Origin of the sequence: Chitinophaga sp. (assembly GCF_017745275.1) — a bacterium.
GTDB lineage: Bacteria > Bacteroidota > Bacteroidia > Chitinophagales > Chitinophagaceae > Chitinophaga.
Map to the genome: position 1 here is coordinate 880068 of NZ_JAGHZS010000007.1, position 19203 is coordinate 899270.

The 19203-nt window shown below is 46.9% G+C and carries 12 protein-coding genes; 5 read left to right on the forward strand and 7 right to left on the reverse strand.

Going from position 1 to position 19203, the window contains the following annotated elements:
• The first annotated feature begins 33 nt into the window (after positions 1-33).
• Genes J7623_RS23150 through J7623_RS23160 form a run of 3 tightly spaced genes read left to right on the forward strand, consistent with a single transcriptional unit; the run spans position 34 to position 6682 of the window.
• Positions 34-3432 (forward strand): TonB-dependent receptor, encoded by a 3399-nt coding sequence (locus J7623_RS23150; RefSeq protein WP_291924856.1) that lies wholly within the window; start codon positions 34-36, stop codon positions 3430-3432.
• A 20-nt stretch (positions 3433-3452) separates the two neighbouring features.
• Positions 3453-5108, forward strand: a complete 1656-nt coding sequence (locus J7623_RS23155; RefSeq protein ID WP_291924859.1) for a RagB/SusD family nutrient uptake outer membrane protein — start codon at positions 3453-3455, stop codon at positions 5106-5108.
• A gap of 32 nt (positions 5109-5140) precedes the next feature.
• Positions 5141-6682: an arylsulfatase gene (locus J7623_RS23160; protein ID WP_291924861.1), complete on the forward strand. Its 1542-nt coding sequence runs from the start codon at positions 5141-5143 to the stop codon at positions 6680-6682.
• A 173-nt stretch (positions 6683-6855) separates the two neighbouring features.
• On the opposite strand, the gene J7623_RS23165 is transcribed toward J7623_RS23160, so the two are convergent.
• On the reverse strand, positions 6856-7890 hold the full coding sequence (locus tag J7623_RS23165; RefSeq protein WP_291924863.1) for a DUF3500 domain-containing protein: 1035 nt from the start codon (positions 7888-7890) through the stop codon (positions 6856-6858).
• Positions 7891-8118: 228 nt separating this feature from the next.
• Between J7623_RS23165 and J7623_RS23170 the strand changes: the two genes are divergently transcribed.
• Together J7623_RS23170 and J7623_RS23175 are read left to right on the forward strand one after the other, a co-directional pair.
• The gene (locus tag J7623_RS23170; RefSeq protein WP_291924864.1) at positions 8119-9585 is read left to right on the forward strand and encodes a patatin-like phospholipase family protein; all 1467 of its coding nucleotides are present in this window, start codon (positions 8119-8121) and stop codon (positions 9583-9585) included.
• A 1-nt stretch (position 9586) separates the two neighbouring features.
• Entirely contained in the window at positions 9587-10252 is a 666-nt protein-coding gene (locus J7623_RS23175; protein WP_291924867.1) for a hypothetical protein, read from the forward strand.
• Here J7623_RS23175 and J7623_RS23180 read toward each other — a convergent pair.
• From J7623_RS23180 to J7623_RS23205, 6 genes are all read right to left on the reverse strand, one after another.
• Positions 10245-11084 (reverse strand): universal stress protein, encoded by an 840-nt coding sequence (locus tag J7623_RS23180; protein WP_291924868.1) that lies wholly within the window; start codon positions 11082-11084, stop codon positions 10245-10247. The genes J7623_RS23175 and J7623_RS23180 overlap by 8 nt on opposite strands.
• A gap of 160 nt (positions 11085-11244) precedes the next feature.
• Positions 11245-12354 carry a TlpA disulfide reductase family protein gene (locus tag J7623_RS23185; protein ID WP_291924869.1) on the reverse strand — a complete coding sequence of 370 codons (1110 nt, stop codon included), beginning with the start codon at positions 12352-12354 and terminating at the stop codon, positions 11245-11247.
• Between the two features lie 33 nt (positions 12355-12387).
• Positions 12388-14952 (reverse strand): M1 family metallopeptidase, encoded by a 2565-nt coding sequence (locus J7623_RS23190; protein WP_291924870.1) that lies wholly within the window; start codon positions 14950-14952, stop codon positions 12388-12390.
• A 198-nt stretch (positions 14953-15150) separates the two neighbouring features.
• The gene (locus J7623_RS23195; protein ID WP_291924871.1) at positions 15151-16563 is read right to left on the reverse strand and encodes a TlpA disulfide reductase family protein; all 1413 of its coding nucleotides are present in this window, start codon (positions 16561-16563) and stop codon (positions 15151-15153) included.
• Positions 16564-16777: 214 nt separating this feature from the next.
• Positions 16778-17656 carry a hypothetical protein gene (locus tag J7623_RS23200; protein WP_291924872.1) on the reverse strand — a complete coding sequence of 293 codons (879 nt, stop codon included), beginning with the start codon at positions 17654-17656 and terminating at the stop codon, positions 16778-16780.
• 26 nt (positions 17657-17682) lie between these two features.
• Positions 17683-19185, reverse strand: a complete 1503-nt coding sequence (locus J7623_RS23205) for a RagB/SusD family nutrient uptake outer membrane protein (RefSeq protein WP_291924873.1) — start codon at positions 19183-19185, stop codon at positions 17683-17685.
• Positions 19186-19203: the final 18 nt, after the last annotated feature.

Sequence of the window (19203 nt, forward strand, 5' to 3'; positions counted from 1 at the left end):
CTACTTATTATCTCACCTAAACCAAACAAATTTATGCTTTTAGGAGCTAAGTTCACTCCCGCCTTCCTGAAAAGGCCGGGAATCACCAAAATCGTAATGGCCATGAGGCTTGTCATCGTGATGCAATTGGCGTTCTGTTTACAGATAAGCGCCAAAACCTATGCACAGAAAATTTCTATCGCCACCACTAACACGCCCTTAAAATCAGTGTTACGGGACATTGAAATACAGAGCGGATACCAATTTTTCTTTAAGGAAAAATTAGTAAAACAAGCCGGCAACATAGCTGTACATTTTACCAATGCCGATATCAAAACGGCGCTGGACCAATGTCTCCGGCCCAAAGGACTCACCTACGATATCATAGATAAAATAGTAGTGATCCGCGAAGCACCCGCTGCACAATCATCTCCTGCTGCACTTGCTGCGCCTTTATCAGAATTAAAGGGAATGGTGAAAGATGAAAAAGGCATCCCCCTTCCCGGCGCTACGGTACGCATAAAAGGCACCAATAAAGGCGCTTCCACTAATGCCGAAGGAGCCTTTACACTTTCGCTGGCAGACAATAATGTTATCCTCGAAGTATCTTTCGTTGGCTACGAAACCATGGAAGTACCGGTAAACGGGCAATCCACGCTCACCATCGTGATGAAACGCCGGGAAATAAAAGGAGATGAAATTGTTGTAGTAGGATATGGTACCCAGAAAAAATCACAGTTGATCGGATCGGTATCTCAGATCAACAGCAAAGATATTAATAACCGCCCTGTTACTCAATTGTCGCAGGCCCTCACCGGGCAAATGCCGGGAGTAACCGTAGTACAAAATGCCGGTCAACCGGGAGGTACGAAGAATAGCAGCATTCAAATCCGCGGCGTTGGTTCCTTCGGCGCCTCCTCCGATGCGTTGGTGTTAGTAGATGGTATTCCTACCGGATCCTTCAATGATATTGATCCTAACGATATTGAAAGTGTTTCCGTGTTGAAAGATGCTTCTTCTGCCGCTATCTATGGCGCCAGAGCTGCCAATGGAGTAATTCTCATCACCACTAAAACGGGTAATTCCCAAAAGCTGCGCATCAGCCTGAACAGCTATGTAGGCCAGCAACGAATCACCTCCACACCTAAATTCGTTCATTCATGGGAATACGCTACACTGATGAATGAAGCCCAGCCCGGCTCTTATACCGCCGAACAGATTCAGCATTTCAAAGATGGCAGCGACCCGGATAACTATCCCGACGCCAATTACCTGGATGCTTCGTTTAAAAAAAATTTCCTGCAAACAGGGCATAACCTGTCGCTCTCCAACGGCAGCAATAAAACACAATACCTTATCTCTGCCGGCTACCTCGACCAGGACGGTGTAGTAAAAAATAACAACTACAAAAGATACAACGCCCGTCTGAACCTTGAAACAAAAATCAATGACCGGCTCAAACTCAATACCCGCTTCTCCCTGATGCAGTCCAACCGGCAGGAACCCAATACACCCGCCACACTGGACGCTACCGGTATGCAGGATATCATCTCTAACGTGATCCGGTATACGCCAAATTACCCTATTCAAATGAGTAATGGCGACTGGGGCGTAGGAAATGTAAATAAAGGCAACCCGGTGGCCTGGCTCAACAGCGGCGCTTTCTATAATATCAGGAATACTGATTTTAATGGTAACCTGCGGCTCGACTGGTATGTGATTTCCGACCTGAAGCTGTCTGTGATTGGTGGGTATACGCAATCCCAGGCACAGGAGAAAACATTCCTCGCAACACAACGCATCAATGATAACATTTTCCTGGGACCATCCAATCTTACACAAGCCTCCAACTTCTCCAATTACAAAACCATCCAGGTACTGGCAGACTACCACAAACAAATTGCCCGGCATGAAATGACCGTATTGGGAGGTTACTCTTTTGAAGGATCACATTACGAAGACCTGAGCGGCTCACGCAGCAACCTGCCCAGCAACGACCTCACCGTATTAGGGTTGGGAGATCCAGGCACCCAAACTAATAATAGTTCTGCTACGGAATATGCACTTAAATCTTTCTTCGGCAGATTGCAATATAACTTTGGCCGCAAATACCTCGTGGAAGCCAATATGCGTTACGACGGATCTTCCCGTTTTCCTAAAAATGATAAATATGCGTTCTTCCCCTCCATCGCTGCGGGATGGCGCATTTCAGAAGAAAACTTTATGAAAGACCGCTTTCACTGGCTCAGCGAATTAAAACTCAAAGCGTCTTATGGTACACTCGGCAATCAAAACCTCGGTACTAACTATCCTTATCAGAATATCCTGATGACCGGGTATAACTACCCAATCGGTAACGTAGTAGTCCCGGGTGCAGTAAGAACCACCATCAATGATTCTACAATCCACTGGGAATCTACCCGTACCAAAGACCTGGGGCTGGAAGCTGCTTTCTTCCAACAAAAACTCGCTGTCAGCATTTCCTACTTCGACCGGTATACCTATGACATCCTGGTAAGCCCCTCTGGCAGCATATCCCAGGTATTGGGCGCCCAGGTAGGACCACAGAATTCCGGTAAACTGAAAAATACCGGGTGGGAATTTACGGCTACGCACCGTAACAGCATCGGCCAGTTCAATTACAACGTAGCTGCCAATTTCAGCATCATTCAAAATAAAGTACTGGACCTCGGCGTAGGCAATATCCACCAGGCCAATGGCCTTACAGGTAACGGCAGTACGCTGTTTGTTGGCTACCCGATGAACCTTTACTATGGCTATGAAGCAGACGGATTATTTAAAGATGATGCCGATGTAGCCGCGTGGAAAGCCAATAACAATATGAGTTCCATCGACCCCAATCCCAAGCCCGGCGATATCCGCTACAAAGATATCAGCGGTCCGGATGGCAAACCAGACGGCAAAGTAACCGCCGACTACGACCGCAAGGTGTTAGGCTCTACTATTCCTAAATACACCTACGGCATTGCAATAGGCGGCAGCTATCATGGCTTTGATCTCAATATCCTGTTGCAGGGTGTTACCGGTGTAAATGGCTACCTGAATAACTATGCGGGATGGGCCTTCTATCAGAATGGGAATGTGCAGCGCTGGCAGATGGACGAAAGATGGACAGCAGAAAATCCAAATCCGCAAGCTAAATACCCCCGCCTGGAGCTGATCTCCAACCAGGGAACCCCGAACACATTAACGTCTTCCTATTGGGTGCTGAACGGTTCCTATCTCCGGTTAAAAAACATACAGGTAGGATATAGCCTGCCGAAAGACCTGCTCCGTCGCGCCAATATAGAAGGTATACGGGTAAGTTTAAGTGCGGAGAACCTCCATACCTGGAGCCACTACCGCACTGGCTGGGACCCGGAAGTGAATACCGGTGGTAATTACTACCCTATCCTGGCGAATTATACTGTGGGACTGAATCTTAATTTTTAATGCTTGCAACACCTGAACAAATGAAGACAACATTTTCTCCGCTATATAAATATCTTTTACTGATAGGCCTGTGTGGCGCCGGCAGCATGTCCTGCCAAAAAGAACTGAACAAATCACCGTTGAATAATTACTCCAACGACGCGTTCTGGACCAGTGAACAGAATGCGATGCTGGCACTCACCGGCGTGTATCGCGGCAACATCCAGATGCAGAAAGCAGCGGAATTCTCCGCCACCGACTGGTGGTCGTATAACGGCCTGCTATTTATAGAACTGGCGACCGACAATGCTTACGACCGCCGCGGCGACAACGCCGGCACTACCCGCCTGGCAAATGGTACCATGACCGCAGATCTCGGCATCCTCGGCGACTACTGGAATGCCAGTTATATCCGTATTGGCCGCTGCAATTATTTCCTGGAAAATGTAGGCAAAACACCGGTCAGCGCCGCCAAACTCGCCCGCATGACCGCAGAAGCCCGCTTCCTCCGCGCGTGTACTTATTTTTACATGTCGCAGTACTGGAAAGATGTGCCATTGGTTACCAAAACCCTTTCCCTGCAGGAAGCCAATACCGTGACAAAAACGCCGAAAGCACAGGTGGTTGACTTTGTGATCAGCGAACTGAATGCTGCTATCGCCGACTTACCGCAGTATAAAGATATCCCCGCATCAGAAAGAGGCCGTGCCAGCAAACAGGCAGCAATGGCCTTTCTCGGGCGACTGCAGTTAGCGGAGAAGAAATATGCAGATGCTGCTGCCACCTATAAAAAAATCGTCGACTTCAACGACAACAACATCGATGCTAATTTCCAGAGCCTCTTTAACGGCACCAATGAAAGCAGCAAGGAAATTATTTTTGCCACGCAGTACCTGCAGGACCTGGCTCCCAACGCCATGCTGCAGCATATCTATCCTGCCACCGCCGGTGGATGGCATTTGTATTGCCCACTCGGCAGCCTGGTAGAGTCGTATGATTTCAAAGACGGCACACCATTTTCGTATACTGATCCCCGTTACAATCCGAATGATATCAGCTCCAATCGTGATCCCCGGCTGAAGTACACGGTGTTATACAACAACCAGCCGTTCAAAACCATTCGCTATGTAACACACCCGGACAGCACCAAATCACCTGATCAGCTGACTACCACCAAACAGGCCACCCGTACGGGCTTTGGCATGGGTAAATTCAGCTATGAAGGATTTGCCGGCGGCGACCTGCAAAATTCCGGTATTGATTTGCCGGTTATCCGCTATGCAGAAGTCTTACTCAGCTATCTCGAAGCCAAACTGGAAGCCGGCGATGCCATTGACCAGGGACTGCTCGATGCCACCATTAATAAAATAAGAACCCGCCCGGGCGTAAATATGCCGCCTATAACGGTAACGGATATCCCAACATTGCGTACTATACTTCGCAAAGAAAGGAGAAATGAACTGGCGCTGGAAGGCATCCGCTACTGGGATTTACTTCGCTGGGGCAATGCCGCACAGGTGTTGAAAGGCGATTTTTATGGCGCCGCATTTTCAGGTGCTGTCAACCTGCGCAAAAACAACGGTGCCATTGACCCATACAGCCGCTGGTATGTAACCACCAAGGCTTTCAGAGCAGGCACCGACGAAAAATGGCCTGTTCCACAAAGAGAAACGAATATCAATCCAAATCTGAAGTAACTTGTGACGACAACAATGAAAAAATATAACTGATGATATACCCTTCCTTTATCAAAAAAATCAGCAGTGGATTGCTCTGCGGACTCCTGACTTTGTCGGCAGCCGCACAGCAAAAGCCGAACATCATTATCATTTACGCAGACGACCTGGGCTACGGCGACGTGAGCTGCTACGGCATGAAGCGCATACAAACACCTAACATTGACCGGCTGGCCAAACAGGGCATACGCTTCACCAACGCCTACGCTACCTCTGCTACGTGTACCCCTTCCCGTTTTGGTATACTTACGGGTAAATATCCGTGGCGGCAGAAAGGTACCGGAATCGCACCGGGTGATGCTTCGCTCATTATCCCCACAGATCACCGTACCATGCCTGGCATGCTGAAAGACGCCGGTTATCAGACTGCTGTCATCGGCAAATGGCATTTAGGATTGGGCGGTAACGAAGGCATCGACTGGAATAAAGCCATTCAGCCCGGCCCGCTGGAAGTAGGCTTCACCTGGTCTTTCATTATGCCAGCCACGCTGGATCGCGTTCCCTGTGTATTTGTAGAAAACCACCACGTCATAAACCTGGATCCCCAGGATCCTATCACCGTCAACTACCAGCATAAAATAGGAAACGATCCTACCGGCCTGGAAAACCCGGAGAAGCTGCGCATGCACCCGGATCCGCACCAGGGACATAACCAAACTATCGTGGATAGTATCAGCCGTATTGGCTGGATGAGTGGCGGTAACAGCGCCCGCTGGAAAGATGCCGATATTGCCGGCACCCTCACCGACAAAGCCATTGGCTTCATCAGCAAAAACAAACAACAACCGTTTTTCCTGTATTTCGCCAGCGGTGATATTCACGTGCCCCGCTATCCACATAGCCAGTTCCGTGGCAAAAGCGGCATGGGCCTTCGCGGCGATGCCATCCTGCAACTGGACTGGACTGTGGGTCGCATTGTAAAAGCGCTCGACAGCCTGGGCCTCACCAACAATACGATGATCATTTTCTCCAGCGACAATGGCCCGGTACTAAACGATGGCTACCTGGACCAGGCCGAGGAACTGGCAGGCACACACAAACCTGCCGGGCCTTTACGTGGCGGTAAATACAGCGCTTTTGAAGCCGGTGCCCGCGTGCCATTTATCGTAAAATGGCCCGCCGGCGTAAAAGGCAATCAAACCGCCAACACGCTGATCAGTCAACTGGACCTGTTTACGTCCCTTGCCCACCTCACCGGTCAACAACTGCAAGCTGATGAAGCACCCGACAGCTTCGATATGCTGCAACAACTGCTGGGCAAATCACGTAACAACCGCCCCTACCTCGTAACACATGCAGGTACGTTATCGCTTATTTCCGGCGACTGGAAATATATCACTCCTTCCAAAGGCGCCAAACTGGATCGTGCTGTTAATATTGAACTGGGCAACGATGGCGAGCCGCAACTGTATCAACTCAGTAAAGATGTGCATGAGCAGAAAAATGTGGCAACACAATACCCGGAGAAAGTGAAAGCCATGGCGGCGGAACTGGAGAAAATAAAAGCGGCAACCACAAGGCAAAACGCCCTGTAAGTAACCGACCAGTGCGATTTTTTTTTGTTGGCGTATAGAATTAAACTGATTTATTTTTTTAAGAAAGATGGGAGATTGACAGCGGGTATATCCGCTGTCAATCTCCCATCTTTCTTAAAATCTTTAAAATGTAATCAGTTTAATTCTATACACCAACAAAAAAATCGCACTGATCATTTACCCGCTTCCTGCACGCCGTGATCGGCTTTATAATGCTCCAGCAACTGATCGCCACCGAAATCGTTTTTAAGATCACGGACTACCGTGTGTACATGATTCGCATTATTCTGCGTGTTGTCATATTCGATGATTAACGTAGGTCCCTGGATCCTGTAATAGCAGGGATGCCCCAATCCCTTTTCTGTACTGCCTGCCCAGGAAAAGCGGAGGCTGTCCAGTCCTGCCTGCTGAATATCTTTCAGCATCTGATCTGCAAATAGTTTGGTGAAGCGATGTACGTATAAACTGACAAGTCCCAGTAACAGTTGTTGTTGTGCGGGATTTAATTCCGTATAACGGATACCACCCGGATGGTTGATCATGGCTTGCCGGGCTGCACCGGTAATGATCTCTCCCGGCGCATTGGCGGCAATAACCGCCTTTTGCTGATTTTCGGGAGACAGGGACCGCAGCAGGTTAAATCCCTGCTCCGTTTCTGCACGGAGCACTTGTTGACTTTTTTGAGGCCCTTCCAACACAATAGCAGGGTTGGCACCCAGAAAACCGGGCGTTCCGGCCACCAGTTCATTTCTATCTCCTGAAAAATTAAAAGCTACATGATGCCCTTCAAAACGCCAGCCCCACACAGTATTAGCGGCAGGTATGCCGAAGATGGTCAGATAATATTTACCCGGATCACGATAATGATCATTCTCTGCCCGATGCTCCAGTCCTTTCAACACGAGGTCCAGTTGCATAATGTCATTTACCTTCTTTACCGTTTCGGTGCTCAGGGCCGTATTTAACAGGGCGAAGAGCGCCTTACGCTGGGTGGCAGTCAGTTCATTTACGGCAATACCTTTGCGGTCGTCGCGTGGAATGTAGGAGAAATGGTACCGCTCGCCGGTATCGAAAGGATAACAGGTTTGCGCCTGCTGGGTGGCGCTGAGTAAACGGATAAACTGTTGGGCTTTGCTGACCATATCCTGTGCCGCTATAGGTAGTCGGGAAAGCAGGCCAATGGCGACTAACAGGAAGAACCGGTGCATACGCTGGAGGTTTGTAATAACGTGGAAATATCGCCAAGATAAGCGTTAAAAGGGGGATGTGCAAGTAGCAGAAAGCAGAAAGCAAAAAGCTATTTTAGCGGGTGATCGAGGCGTAGGGTTAATATGCGCGTCAATCACCCGCTAAAATAGCTTTTTGCTTTCTGCTTTTTGCTTTCTGCTATTCCCAAAAATGTTTATCTTAGTTGTGTACCCCTTAGCACATATCTTATGCCCCCTGAAAATACGAAGGCCAAACTGGCCATTACCGATTTTATTAATGACAGCCGTGTCAAAGCGGACCTGGAAAATCTGAAAAAAACTTTCGACACCACCAATGGTGGCCGTCCTTTCATCGTATCTGATGTGGTGGATGCTGCCGGGCATCAATATGTGAACCTGGTGCAAAAAGGAGGTGGTGTATTTGGGATCGCACTCGTAGGATATACGTATATCCTGGAGGAAATGGGGATCCGTTTTCTGCGGCTGGCAGGTACCAGCGCAGGCGCAATCAATACGGCACTCATCACGGTGATAGATAATAAGGAAGATAAAAAATCAGCCGCCGTACTACAAGCCATTTGCGACCTGGATTTCTTTTCATTGGTAGATGGACATCCTGCCGCCCGTTGGCTGATCCGGAAATTCATCACCAAAAAAGATTTCATCGGCAAAGCTAAAAACTGGTTGGTGTTTGGACTGGTATTTTTTGGATTGCTGGTCATGGCAGATGTGGTACTGGTAGGATTGCGCAACAAATTCCCGGCTCTTTCCGCCTGGACTGGCGCCTGTTTTATCCTTACCGGCTTTTGGTCTTTGTTACTGATGATGATCACCTCCTATACCATCAATTTGTTCCAGCGACTGAAAAATTCAGGCTTTGGTATCAACCCCGGCGATGTGTTCTACAACTGGATCAAAGACCTCCTGTTAAAAAACGGCGTGGCAACCGTTAGTGATCTGAATAAAAAGGCCAGTGCCTGTCCCCCGCTATCACTGCGTGTCCACAACGAATGCGGTGTAGAGGATTTGAAAGGCGATGTTACCTTCATCACTTCCGAACTGGTGACGCAAAACAAGATACAGTTTCCGGCGATGTGCAGTCTTTTCCGCACCGATCCCGATACCATGCAGCCGGCAGGATTTATCCGGGCCTCTATGTCCATCCCCGTATTTTTTGAATCTTACATGATCAACGATATTCCGTATAGTGATGACCGTATCATTGCGGCCTGGAAAGCCTTCTTTCACCACAGCAATCCCCCGGCCAATGCACGGTTTGTTGACGGCGGTATTCTTTCTAATTTCCCGATCAGCATCTTCTACAACGCCAACGTTCCCGTACCAAGGCTACCTTCATTTGGTATTGACCTGGACGACAGCAAGCCCGGTGACAAAGGTGAAAATGCCTTTAATTGGTCGCTCACCGGTTATGCAGGCCGCATGTTCAATACTATCCGCAACTACTATGATAAAGACTTCCTGCTGAAAAACGAGGTATATCAAAAGGGGGTTGGCAAAGTGGATTTATCCGACGGTAAATACAACTGGTTGAACTTCTTTCTGCCAGACCAGGATAAAATAGACATGTTTGCCCTGGGCGCGCAGGCCGCCTGCGAGTTCCTGCAGCAGTTTGACTGGAATACTTACAAAGACAACCGTGCCGCATTACAAAAACAACTGACAAAAAATCAATGACATGGAAACAATTTCCGATAACGCCTGGTGCTGGTTATGTATGTCCATGGCGGTATTGCTGGTAACTACCTTTATTATGATGCAGCAAACCCGGCAGTTTTTCACACTGGATGTAGTGGTGCGTCACTTCAGCATCCTGGACCTGGAATTTCCTGGTTCCCCCAATGAAATTCCCAACCTGGTAAAAGGCATTTATGCGTTGCCGTTAGAGCAGCAAACCAAAACATTGTTGGCCTTACGTGGGCAGTTGTGGGTCGATTTCCTGTTTATGCCGGCGGTATACGGCAGTATATTCCTCATCTGTTTTAAGGTGGCGGAGAAGATGAACCCCGCCGGCGTAGTGCTTTTTAGCTGGCTGGCATGGTTGCAGCTGATACCCTGGCTCTGTGATATTATAGAGAACATTTACCTGCTGCGCAAAATACATCCTAACGTACCCGCCTCAACGAAAGCGGTACACAAAGCGTATCAATGGCTGGAAATAACAAAATGGGGATTATCCTCCATTGCGGCCGTATGCGGTTTATCTGCCCTGCTGTTCTTTTGGATCACCGGTGATTTTGATGCCGGTTCCCTGCACTATTTAATTATACTGGTAGTGGAAATCGGTGTGTTTATTGGCGTGCAGCTAATACCCAGGCAGCCGGTGTTGCCTTCGGCTATTTGAGAATAATGACCGGTACTTTGGCGGATCGGCAAATGGCTTCAGAAATACTTTTATGCGTTAAAGCATAAAGGAAGCTGCGTTTGCCCGGCAAAGCAATAATCACCTGTACTTCATTGGAGGCAGTAAAGGCAATAATACTCTGGATAATATCACGGTCGTTCCGGTAATACAGTTCGTGGTGGAAGTTTTTCAGGTATTCGTGCAGGTGGTATTCATCTTCCCGGAACTGGTCGTCGGGATGTGCATAGTGTTCTTCCGGATCTACATTCAGCACCATCAGGCGGGTAGCCGCCCAGGTAGGTGATGCCTTTAAGTTGCTCAGTTTATCCAACTCGTGCATCGTTTTAAAATTAACCGGTACGAGGGCATTTTTAACCGGTTCATAGGTAAATCCGGCAGGCACCATCATCACGCGAATGGGGCTGGCTTTAGCGATAGGAATCACGTTGCGTGCAATGAGGCTGTCGGTATCGTTATGATCGCTGCCCAGCATCACCATTTCGGGGTTTTCCTCCCGGATCATTTCCACGACGGCCCTCAGTATAGGAAGTTCACTAAAGGATATGGCTACCGAGATGTTGGCATCTGCTGCTTTGATCGTTTGCGACATGGCTTCCAGGCGCGCGCCTGCTTCCTCGCGGTGCTGCTGCATAAAGTCCTGGTTAACGGCGCCATATTCCGCAGCAACAACAATATCGCTAAATACGTTCTGGTAGAATGTTTTCAGGAGGATAACGCGCTGATATTCATACTGAGTGCACCAGGCGGCGGCAAAGCGGATCGTATTATCGGAGGTAGTGCTAAAATCAACTGGTACGAGTAATGTTTTCATAACTGATTCCTTTGATTTGTTCACATGCTGCACCCGCATAATAGTTATGCTCACAAAGCGTAGCAATTATATACTGAATATAAGCTATTGTTGCTAACAAAAAAAGAGGCCGTTTTACAACGGCCTCTTAGATTTTTCACAGGATATAATTGGTTGGTTCTTATTTTAATAATTCAGCTAATTTGGCATCCAATGCGTCACCATTGATCCCCATTGAAATCAATTTACCGCTAGGGTCTATCAGCATGGTAGCTGGAATAGCTTTTACGCCATAGAGTTCTGCAATAGGACTCTCGCCACCTTTCAGGTCAGACACCTGCAGCCAGGTCATTTTATCTTCAGCAATTGCCTGTAACCATTTCTCTTTCTTATCATCCAGGGAAACAGAGAGGATGGTAAATCCTTTGCCTTTATATTTCTCGTAAACAGCAGCCATTTTAGGTGTTACTTCTCTGCAGGGCTTGCACCAGCTGGCCCAAAAATCGAGCAATACATACTTACCTTTCAAATCAGACAGCTTAATGGTTTTACCATTGGTATCAGGCCCGCTGAAATCAGGGGCTGGGTTATTGAGCATTTTGGTCAGTCTCTCGCTACCTGTGATATCTTTGATCATTTTTTTAATCGTTGCCGTGCTCTGTACATTCACGCCCGTTTTGTTGATCACATCCATTACCTGAGCTCTGTCCATCGCATTCATGAGGATAGCATTGATGAGGAAAGAAGCAGCACCGGAGTTAGGATGGTCGTTTACCCATTTCAGTGCAGCTGCTACATCTTTCTTATTTAATTCATCTAAAGCAGCTTTCGCTTCACGCGCAGCATCTGCATCGCCAATAGCGGAAGCAGCTTCGAGCTTTTGCTGTAAGGCGGCGGATTCTTTATTGCTTGTGTTGTAAAGGAAATTTTGCGCGATGTCTGCCCAATCAGCCACAAACGGGCTACCAGTCATCTGTGCACCTTCGAAGTAAGGACCTTTACCAGTGATATTCATTTTACCTTCTTCCAGGTATAATACCGTACCATGCTTCTCATTGCCATCCAAACCTACCTGCATTATATAGGTAGAACCACCATTAGACATGTCTATATTATAATGGATCGTACCATTTTTCACAACGGAAGTATCCAGCGTCTTGGTTAATGGTCCCCATAAAAGCACGGTATCTCCATTTGGCAGACCCGCAATTTTTACATTCAGATCCAGGCGTTTCTGGGCGTTGGCGCTGAAAGCAGCCAGGAAGCTAAGTCCTAACAATACTTGTTTCATATCGCTTGTTTTTTTAGATGATTTATGATTTGATTAAAATTTCAGTTCTCTGTTCTTTAATTCCAGTACCTCTTCTCCTTCCTGGTAAAATCTGCTATACAACTGATGCGGCAGTGAAACCCCTTGTTCGGCGCGATAGCCGGCGAATTCCAACTGCGTGAAAAAGGGACTGTCTTTCGGATTATCTGGACACATCTCCGCTATCTTATAGCCACTTGCGGCATCGTAATAGTAGTTCCAGCTACCACCTGAAGGAGTGGTCACATTTACCACGAAGGCGTTCATTCCGTTGATATGCAAGGTAGAATCCCGCAGTACCATCCGGTAACCTGCTTCCTTAAACAACAACTCCGGTACTACGGCTGTGGCTAAACGCAGTTCTTCCTTTTGAGCAATGCTCATTTTCACGTCTTCACCGAGGTGTCGTGAAGTAACGCTGGTATCTGTAACCAATACATCCCGGAGCGTTAAATGAATATTGTTGAGCGTGGTATTCATACTCCCCTGCCCTGCTAACGTGGTTTGCTTGTTAAATCCAATACGGCTATCTCCCGGCGTAGCGTAGGCCAATGTAGCAGCGGCCAGTTGTTTCCACCTGGCTTCCCCGCCTATCAGCTTCAGGTAGCGGCGCACCACCATGGCGGCATCCATTCCCTTCATCACAGGTAACTTTACGCCCGAACCTCTCCATTCATTATTACTACGGTCTGTATCCGGTATCATCTTCTGCGGATCTAATATCACAGCGGTGACGGGGCTGGCAGACTCATACCGGAAAGTATGCATTTTCCCCAGCTGCCAGATCTGCGCCGGAAAATGCAGCGTATGTACGTTCCCGTTAAACTCGCGGATCTGTACATTTACCGGCATAATCATATCTCCCTTATTTTCCACGGTGATATCCACCCCTTTGGCAGGATCTCCTTCCACATAGTTCAGTCCTTTAATGGCCTGGTCCAGCTTCCAGTCGTTTAAAAACCAACTGCGCCAGAACCAGCTCAGATCTTCTCCGGTGCCATTTTCCATGGCACGGAAAAAATCGTTTGGAGTAGGATGTTTGAAAGACCAGTCGCTCATAAATGTGCGGAAGGCGGCGTCAAAACGTTTGGGACCAATTACATCGTTGCGCAACAGCATCAGGGCTACAGCAGGTTTTACATACATCACCATCGCCATATCCTGGGGCGAAACAGAAGCGGCCATTGTATTTAAGGGTTGTATACTTTTTTTAGATGACAACCACTCTATCGCATTTTCCATCTGGAAAGCACCAGGGCCTTTCAGGGTATCACAGTTAATCAGGTTAATAAAAGTGTTCAGCCCTTCACACATCCAGCCGTATTTACTGTCGGCAGCTACCTGGATATTAAACCAGGTATGCCCCAGTTCATGATTGGTTTTAGTCCAGATAGTATTGCCAAAAGAAACGTTCTTGTAATGAATGGTAGATACGGCAGCAGAAGCAACTCCTGTAATAGAGCCCCCGATATTTACCCACGTAGGATAAGGATAAGGCGTCCATAGACCGGAATAGGCTTCCACCATACTTTTCATCTGTTTAGCAATGGTATCCCATTCCCGGTTGCTATCCGGCGGATATACTGCCATCGCCAGTATTTGTCTGCCATTGGGGAGATTGGCTTTTACGCCATCCCATACCATCGCGGGAGATATTGCCCACATGCCATCATCTGCTTTATCCAGTTGAAAGCGCCAGGTTTTAGGCCCTGCAGTTGTTGTCAGGCCCTGTATGGCTTCCTGTGCAGAGATGATACGCACAACGGTATCACTTTTTATGGCTTGCTGGTATCGCTTCAAAGTAGCAGCGGATAACACGGCTTCAGGATTTGTGAGTACCCCGCTGCCCTGTACAATCAAGCCGGCAGGCACCGTGATGCTTACGTCAAGGGATCCGGGCTCTACATAGTAACCGGCGGTAAACACGTTCCAGCCCTTTACTTCGTCATATACCGCCACTCTTGGAAACAGGCCGGCCAACTGGTATACTTTTCCATATTGACCTTCCAGTATTCCCATATAGTCGGAACCGTTATAGGGTAGTGTAAAGTCGTACTCAACAGCCATTTTCACCTTTTCACCGGGCTTCAGCGGAGTGGGCAATGATACTTTCACATAAGTATCCACTACATCATAGACGGCATTTTTTAACGCGTTTGTGCCTACCGCTACCTGTAACTGATGGATACGGCTGCCGTTCGTATATTCCTGTACGCCAAAACGAGTGCCCTGTGGCGGCGTTAACAACGCGATGCGCGAGTCTTTACGAAAACGGTTCTGGATGTTGGACAGCCAGATATAACTCAGTGATACCGGGCTGTTGTTGGTATACGTAATCTGCGCTGTTCCCTGCAAATTGCGGGTGAGGGTATCAAAAGACACCTGCACTTTATAATCGGTGCTATTTTGCCAGTAACCGGTTCCGGGTTTGCCATCCGCTGTGCGGTGGCTGTTTCCCGGCGGAAAATCCAGCGGCGCAAATGCCTCATCGGTAGTGACGATCTCTTTTTTTGTTTGTGCGAAAACCTGGCAACAACAGAGACCAGCCACTATCAACCCTATTGAAAATTTCAAACGCAAGCTATTCGGTATTTAGATGTGGTTTAATTAAAGGCAACACAGCTAACAGAAAGGGTGAAGCAGTGTATTATTTTTTATGATTTTCCTGTTGTGTGTTGGCAAAACAAACCCCTTCCCTGCATAAGTCCGGAAAGGGGTTCATTGAATATTGACTGCTCCGTGGCCTTCATTGTTGGCGCGCCAACAGTATATAACAACTTATTTACTTCTCATCTGGTAAGCACCTTCTACTACCTTATCAAAGCCATCACCGGATGGGTGGCCCAGGTTACCATTAATGAAAGTGCCGTCTTTATTGATAACAATCCAGCGTGGTACGGTATTCAGCACATAACGCTTTGCCATCTGCTTGGTTTGTGGATCTTCACTGTCCAGGGAAAGCAATAAATTGTATTCACCGCCAATACCATGGTCTTCAGAGAATTTCTTCCAGGCCTCTTCTGCACCCGCACCTTCCCAACCAATGGTCAGGAATACAATATCATTTTTATCTTTATAGGAATCCCTGATCTGGCGATAGATAGGCAGCGCAGCTACACAGCCGCTGCACCAGGTGGCCCAGCAATCAATCACCACCACTTTACCTTTAAAGTCTGACAGTTTGATAGTTTTTCCCTTGTCATTTTTCAGTGCAAAATCATAGGCAGGCTTGCCGGGCATCAGTTGTCCATACTCGCCTAACAAGGAGTCTACTTCTTTCCTGGCTGGCAGATCTTTAGGCAAATTATTGGAGACCAGTGACAACATATCGGCAAGCTTATGTGTTAAGCCGTGCAGTCTTGCTTCTATACGTACATTAGTCACGGCCAGTACGCCTTTTACCACGTCACTTTTCCCTTCCTTCATTAAGGTGGCTAATTTCAAATCGTTGCTCAGGGTGCTGTCCAGCATCCGCTTCTGCTCCCACCAGCAGCTCACTGTTTCCTGCATCACGCTCCAGTTGCCTATTGCTGAATATGCGGGCAAAGAAATGTCAAAACCTTTCAGGCACCAGTTGGCATAATCCTTTGATGGTAGCAGGTTAGGATGTCTGAATTGAAACAAGTACTTTTCGCGCAGCAGCTTCGATTGCTCATATGCTTTCAGCAAAGCCAGGTTTTCCTTATTGGTTATTTTAGCCTGGGAAATCAGCGCCTGTACCTGTTGTGCTGCGTTATTGATCAGCCCATTCATTTCATCTACTGTAGTAATGTTACTCCCAACAGTATACAAGCTATCTATCTGGTAAGGCAATGCCTGCCGGGCGGCATCCTTGCCGTTAAAAACGGCTGAAAACTGGCCTATCAAAGGCTTACCGTCTTTAAACTTTGGCACCAGCACCATCTGTACGTTGTCGCCCTTATTGATTAGTATAGCGCATTTGTTTACCTCTACAATCTGTACTCCATCATTCAGGGTTCTTGATATGGTGGTAATAGCTGGTTTGCCGGGCTCAAATAAGATCTCCGATTTATACTCCGTTAACCCGGTATTCTTTAAATATTCCAGGTTGATACCGTTTCTACTTCCCCCGGGAATATTTATATTGAGCGATGTGGATGCTACAGGGTTGCCGGCAAAAGCGGCCATGCTTCCCAGTAACATGGTCGTTACTATTTGGAATGACTTCATGATTTAGATGTGGTTTAATTAAAGACAACCAGGATTGCAGAAAGGGTGAAGAAGCAGATTATTTTTTTGTAATTTTCTATTAGTCGATATATATCAGGGGAATCCGGTGAACCGTTTTACCGGAAAAACAAACCCCTTTCCTGTGTTGTTGCAGGAAAGGGGTTTGTTTTATAATTATTCATCCATCACTGATAAAGCGTTCACGAACTGTTGTCTACGGATGCTCGCCGATTGCCTGAAGATCTACACCGTATTTATCCCTGTAAAAATTGATCACGGCTGCATATTTTAGCTGTATCAGTCCGCTTACATCATAGCTGGGTTTTAAAATAGTAGCATCCAGCTCGGCTTTGGTATGAGAAGTAATGGCATTTACATAGCAAACGAAATCCCAGAGGAGTGTTGGCTGGAATGCACCCACATTTTGTGGAACTTCAATTAAACCATCTCTTGCAGTAAGTGAATTGCTATAAGTTTCCGGACTCAGCTTCTTGAATTCCTGGGGGATCTGAATACCACCTGCTGAAATAGATTGCTCCATGTAAGATCTATGCATATATCCTCTCAACTCCTTCCTGCGTGTTGGCAATACTGCTGCCAGCGTACTATCCGCCCATCCAATCGTTAATGTACCACGGGTAGCGCAAAAACCAGTCTTTGTGCGTCCCGCATCAATCACATTACCAATGGTACCACCCACTCTATAGAAACTGTCTAAATAGGCTGCCAACAAAATTTTAAATGGCATAGTTTTCTGAAGAAAACTTTCCGGGTAGAAATTCAGGCATTCTGACTTAAAATACTCCAGGGTATATTTAATCCATGCAGGATTAGCTGGTCCTGATTTCACCTGCAGGTAATTAGTATAATTATAGGTAAGATCAAAGGTGGAGAACTTATACAAAATATAAGCATTATACTTCTGATGAAATGCTACAATAGAATCATCGTATGATTGATTCCCTTGAGGCAGCTGATAGAAATCCGGCACTTTCTCCGGTATAATCGCCGCTTCTTTGCGGCAGGAAATGAAAGTCAGTAATAACAATGTCAAACCTGTGAACATGATATTACGAAGGAAGACTGTAGTCATAAAATAAGTTTTATGAATCAATATTTTTATTGTGGTTGACGAAGGCCGCTTATCTGTTGATTTTGCGGCATTGACGTATTCCGCTGTAATACTTCGATAGGAATTGGTAATACATATTGTGGATCTCTTTTCGCCAATGTATACACGGTAGTGGTACTTGGTGTAGGAGCATAAATATGTGAAATAGACGGCATACCATATCTTCTCAGATCGAACCAACGATGACCGGCTTCATGGAATAATTCCCTTCTGCGTTCGGTGCGGCACATCTCAAGTAATTTATCCGGTGTTTCTATTGTCCAGTTAACGTAGCTCCCTTTTGCATAACGGTTTACCCGAAGTGTATTCAGATTTTTCAATGCTTCCGCAGCGCCGGAAGCATCTCCTTTTTTATATTTCTGGATATAAGCCTCCGCGCGGTTCAGGTAGGCTTCCGAACTACGCCAGGATGTGCCCATATCTGATCCAACTACCGCATAATCAGAAATCGTTTTATTGAAGTTATAATCACCTGGCACAAAAAGCTTCAGGAATTCGGGAAGCGGACAAAAGTACACCTGGCTTCTGAGATCACTGGTGTCGAAGCAACGGGCCAGGTCGTGGGAAATGCCATATGCAGTATATGTTCCCGGCGCCTTAGGTTCATCCAGAGAACCATAGTACCAGATTGTTTCCACGTTATTCACACCCATTAAAGGATAAGCCAGGAAATCGGTAAACGCACCATCAGGAGGCCATTTATTCAGGTCCATTAATTGCGGGTGATGACTCAGTACATAGTCTGCATGTGCAATGGCCTTATCCCAGTTTTCCATATACAGGTATACCCTGCTGGCTAACAGGTGAGCTGCGGTGGCAGAAATACGATACAATTTCTGTGTTGTTCCTACCTGTTCCAGCAAATTAATGGCACTATCCAGGTCCTGGGTTACCTGCGCATATACTTCTTTCACTGTATTCCTGGCGGGTAAATCTTCCGCCAGATTTGCATTCAGCTTCAATGGTATACCCGCAAGTTTATCCGGTGTAGTAGTAGAATCGTTATAAGGCTTAGCATATAAATTTACCAGCATAAAGTGATAGAATGCCCGGAGCGCATACGCCTCCCCTTTATACATGGTTTTGTCTGAGGCTTCGCCAATGGAATTATCCAGATATTGCAAAGCCACATTAGTGCCTAAAATGAGTTTGTAATATGTACGCCAGGAATCGAACTTATCTACCTTGGCACCAGCCTGTTTACAAACATCAATGAAATTAGGTTGCCACTGAAACGCACCCGCATTCATGGTTACTTCCAGCTGCTGGTCAGCTATTACGTCACCATTATAACACTGAATATCGTCATCCATCAGTGAGATATAAGGCTGCAGGTTTACGCCGTTTGTAGGATAACCCTCCGTATATAAAATCTCTCCAAAGTTCTTGGTAGTTTTGGGAATTACTTCTGTTTGTGACCGTTCAGCTAAAAACTTCTTGCATGAGATCATGCTTCCTGCCAACAAGGCAATGACTACAACTTTTTTCATACCTCTTTTTTAGACGGT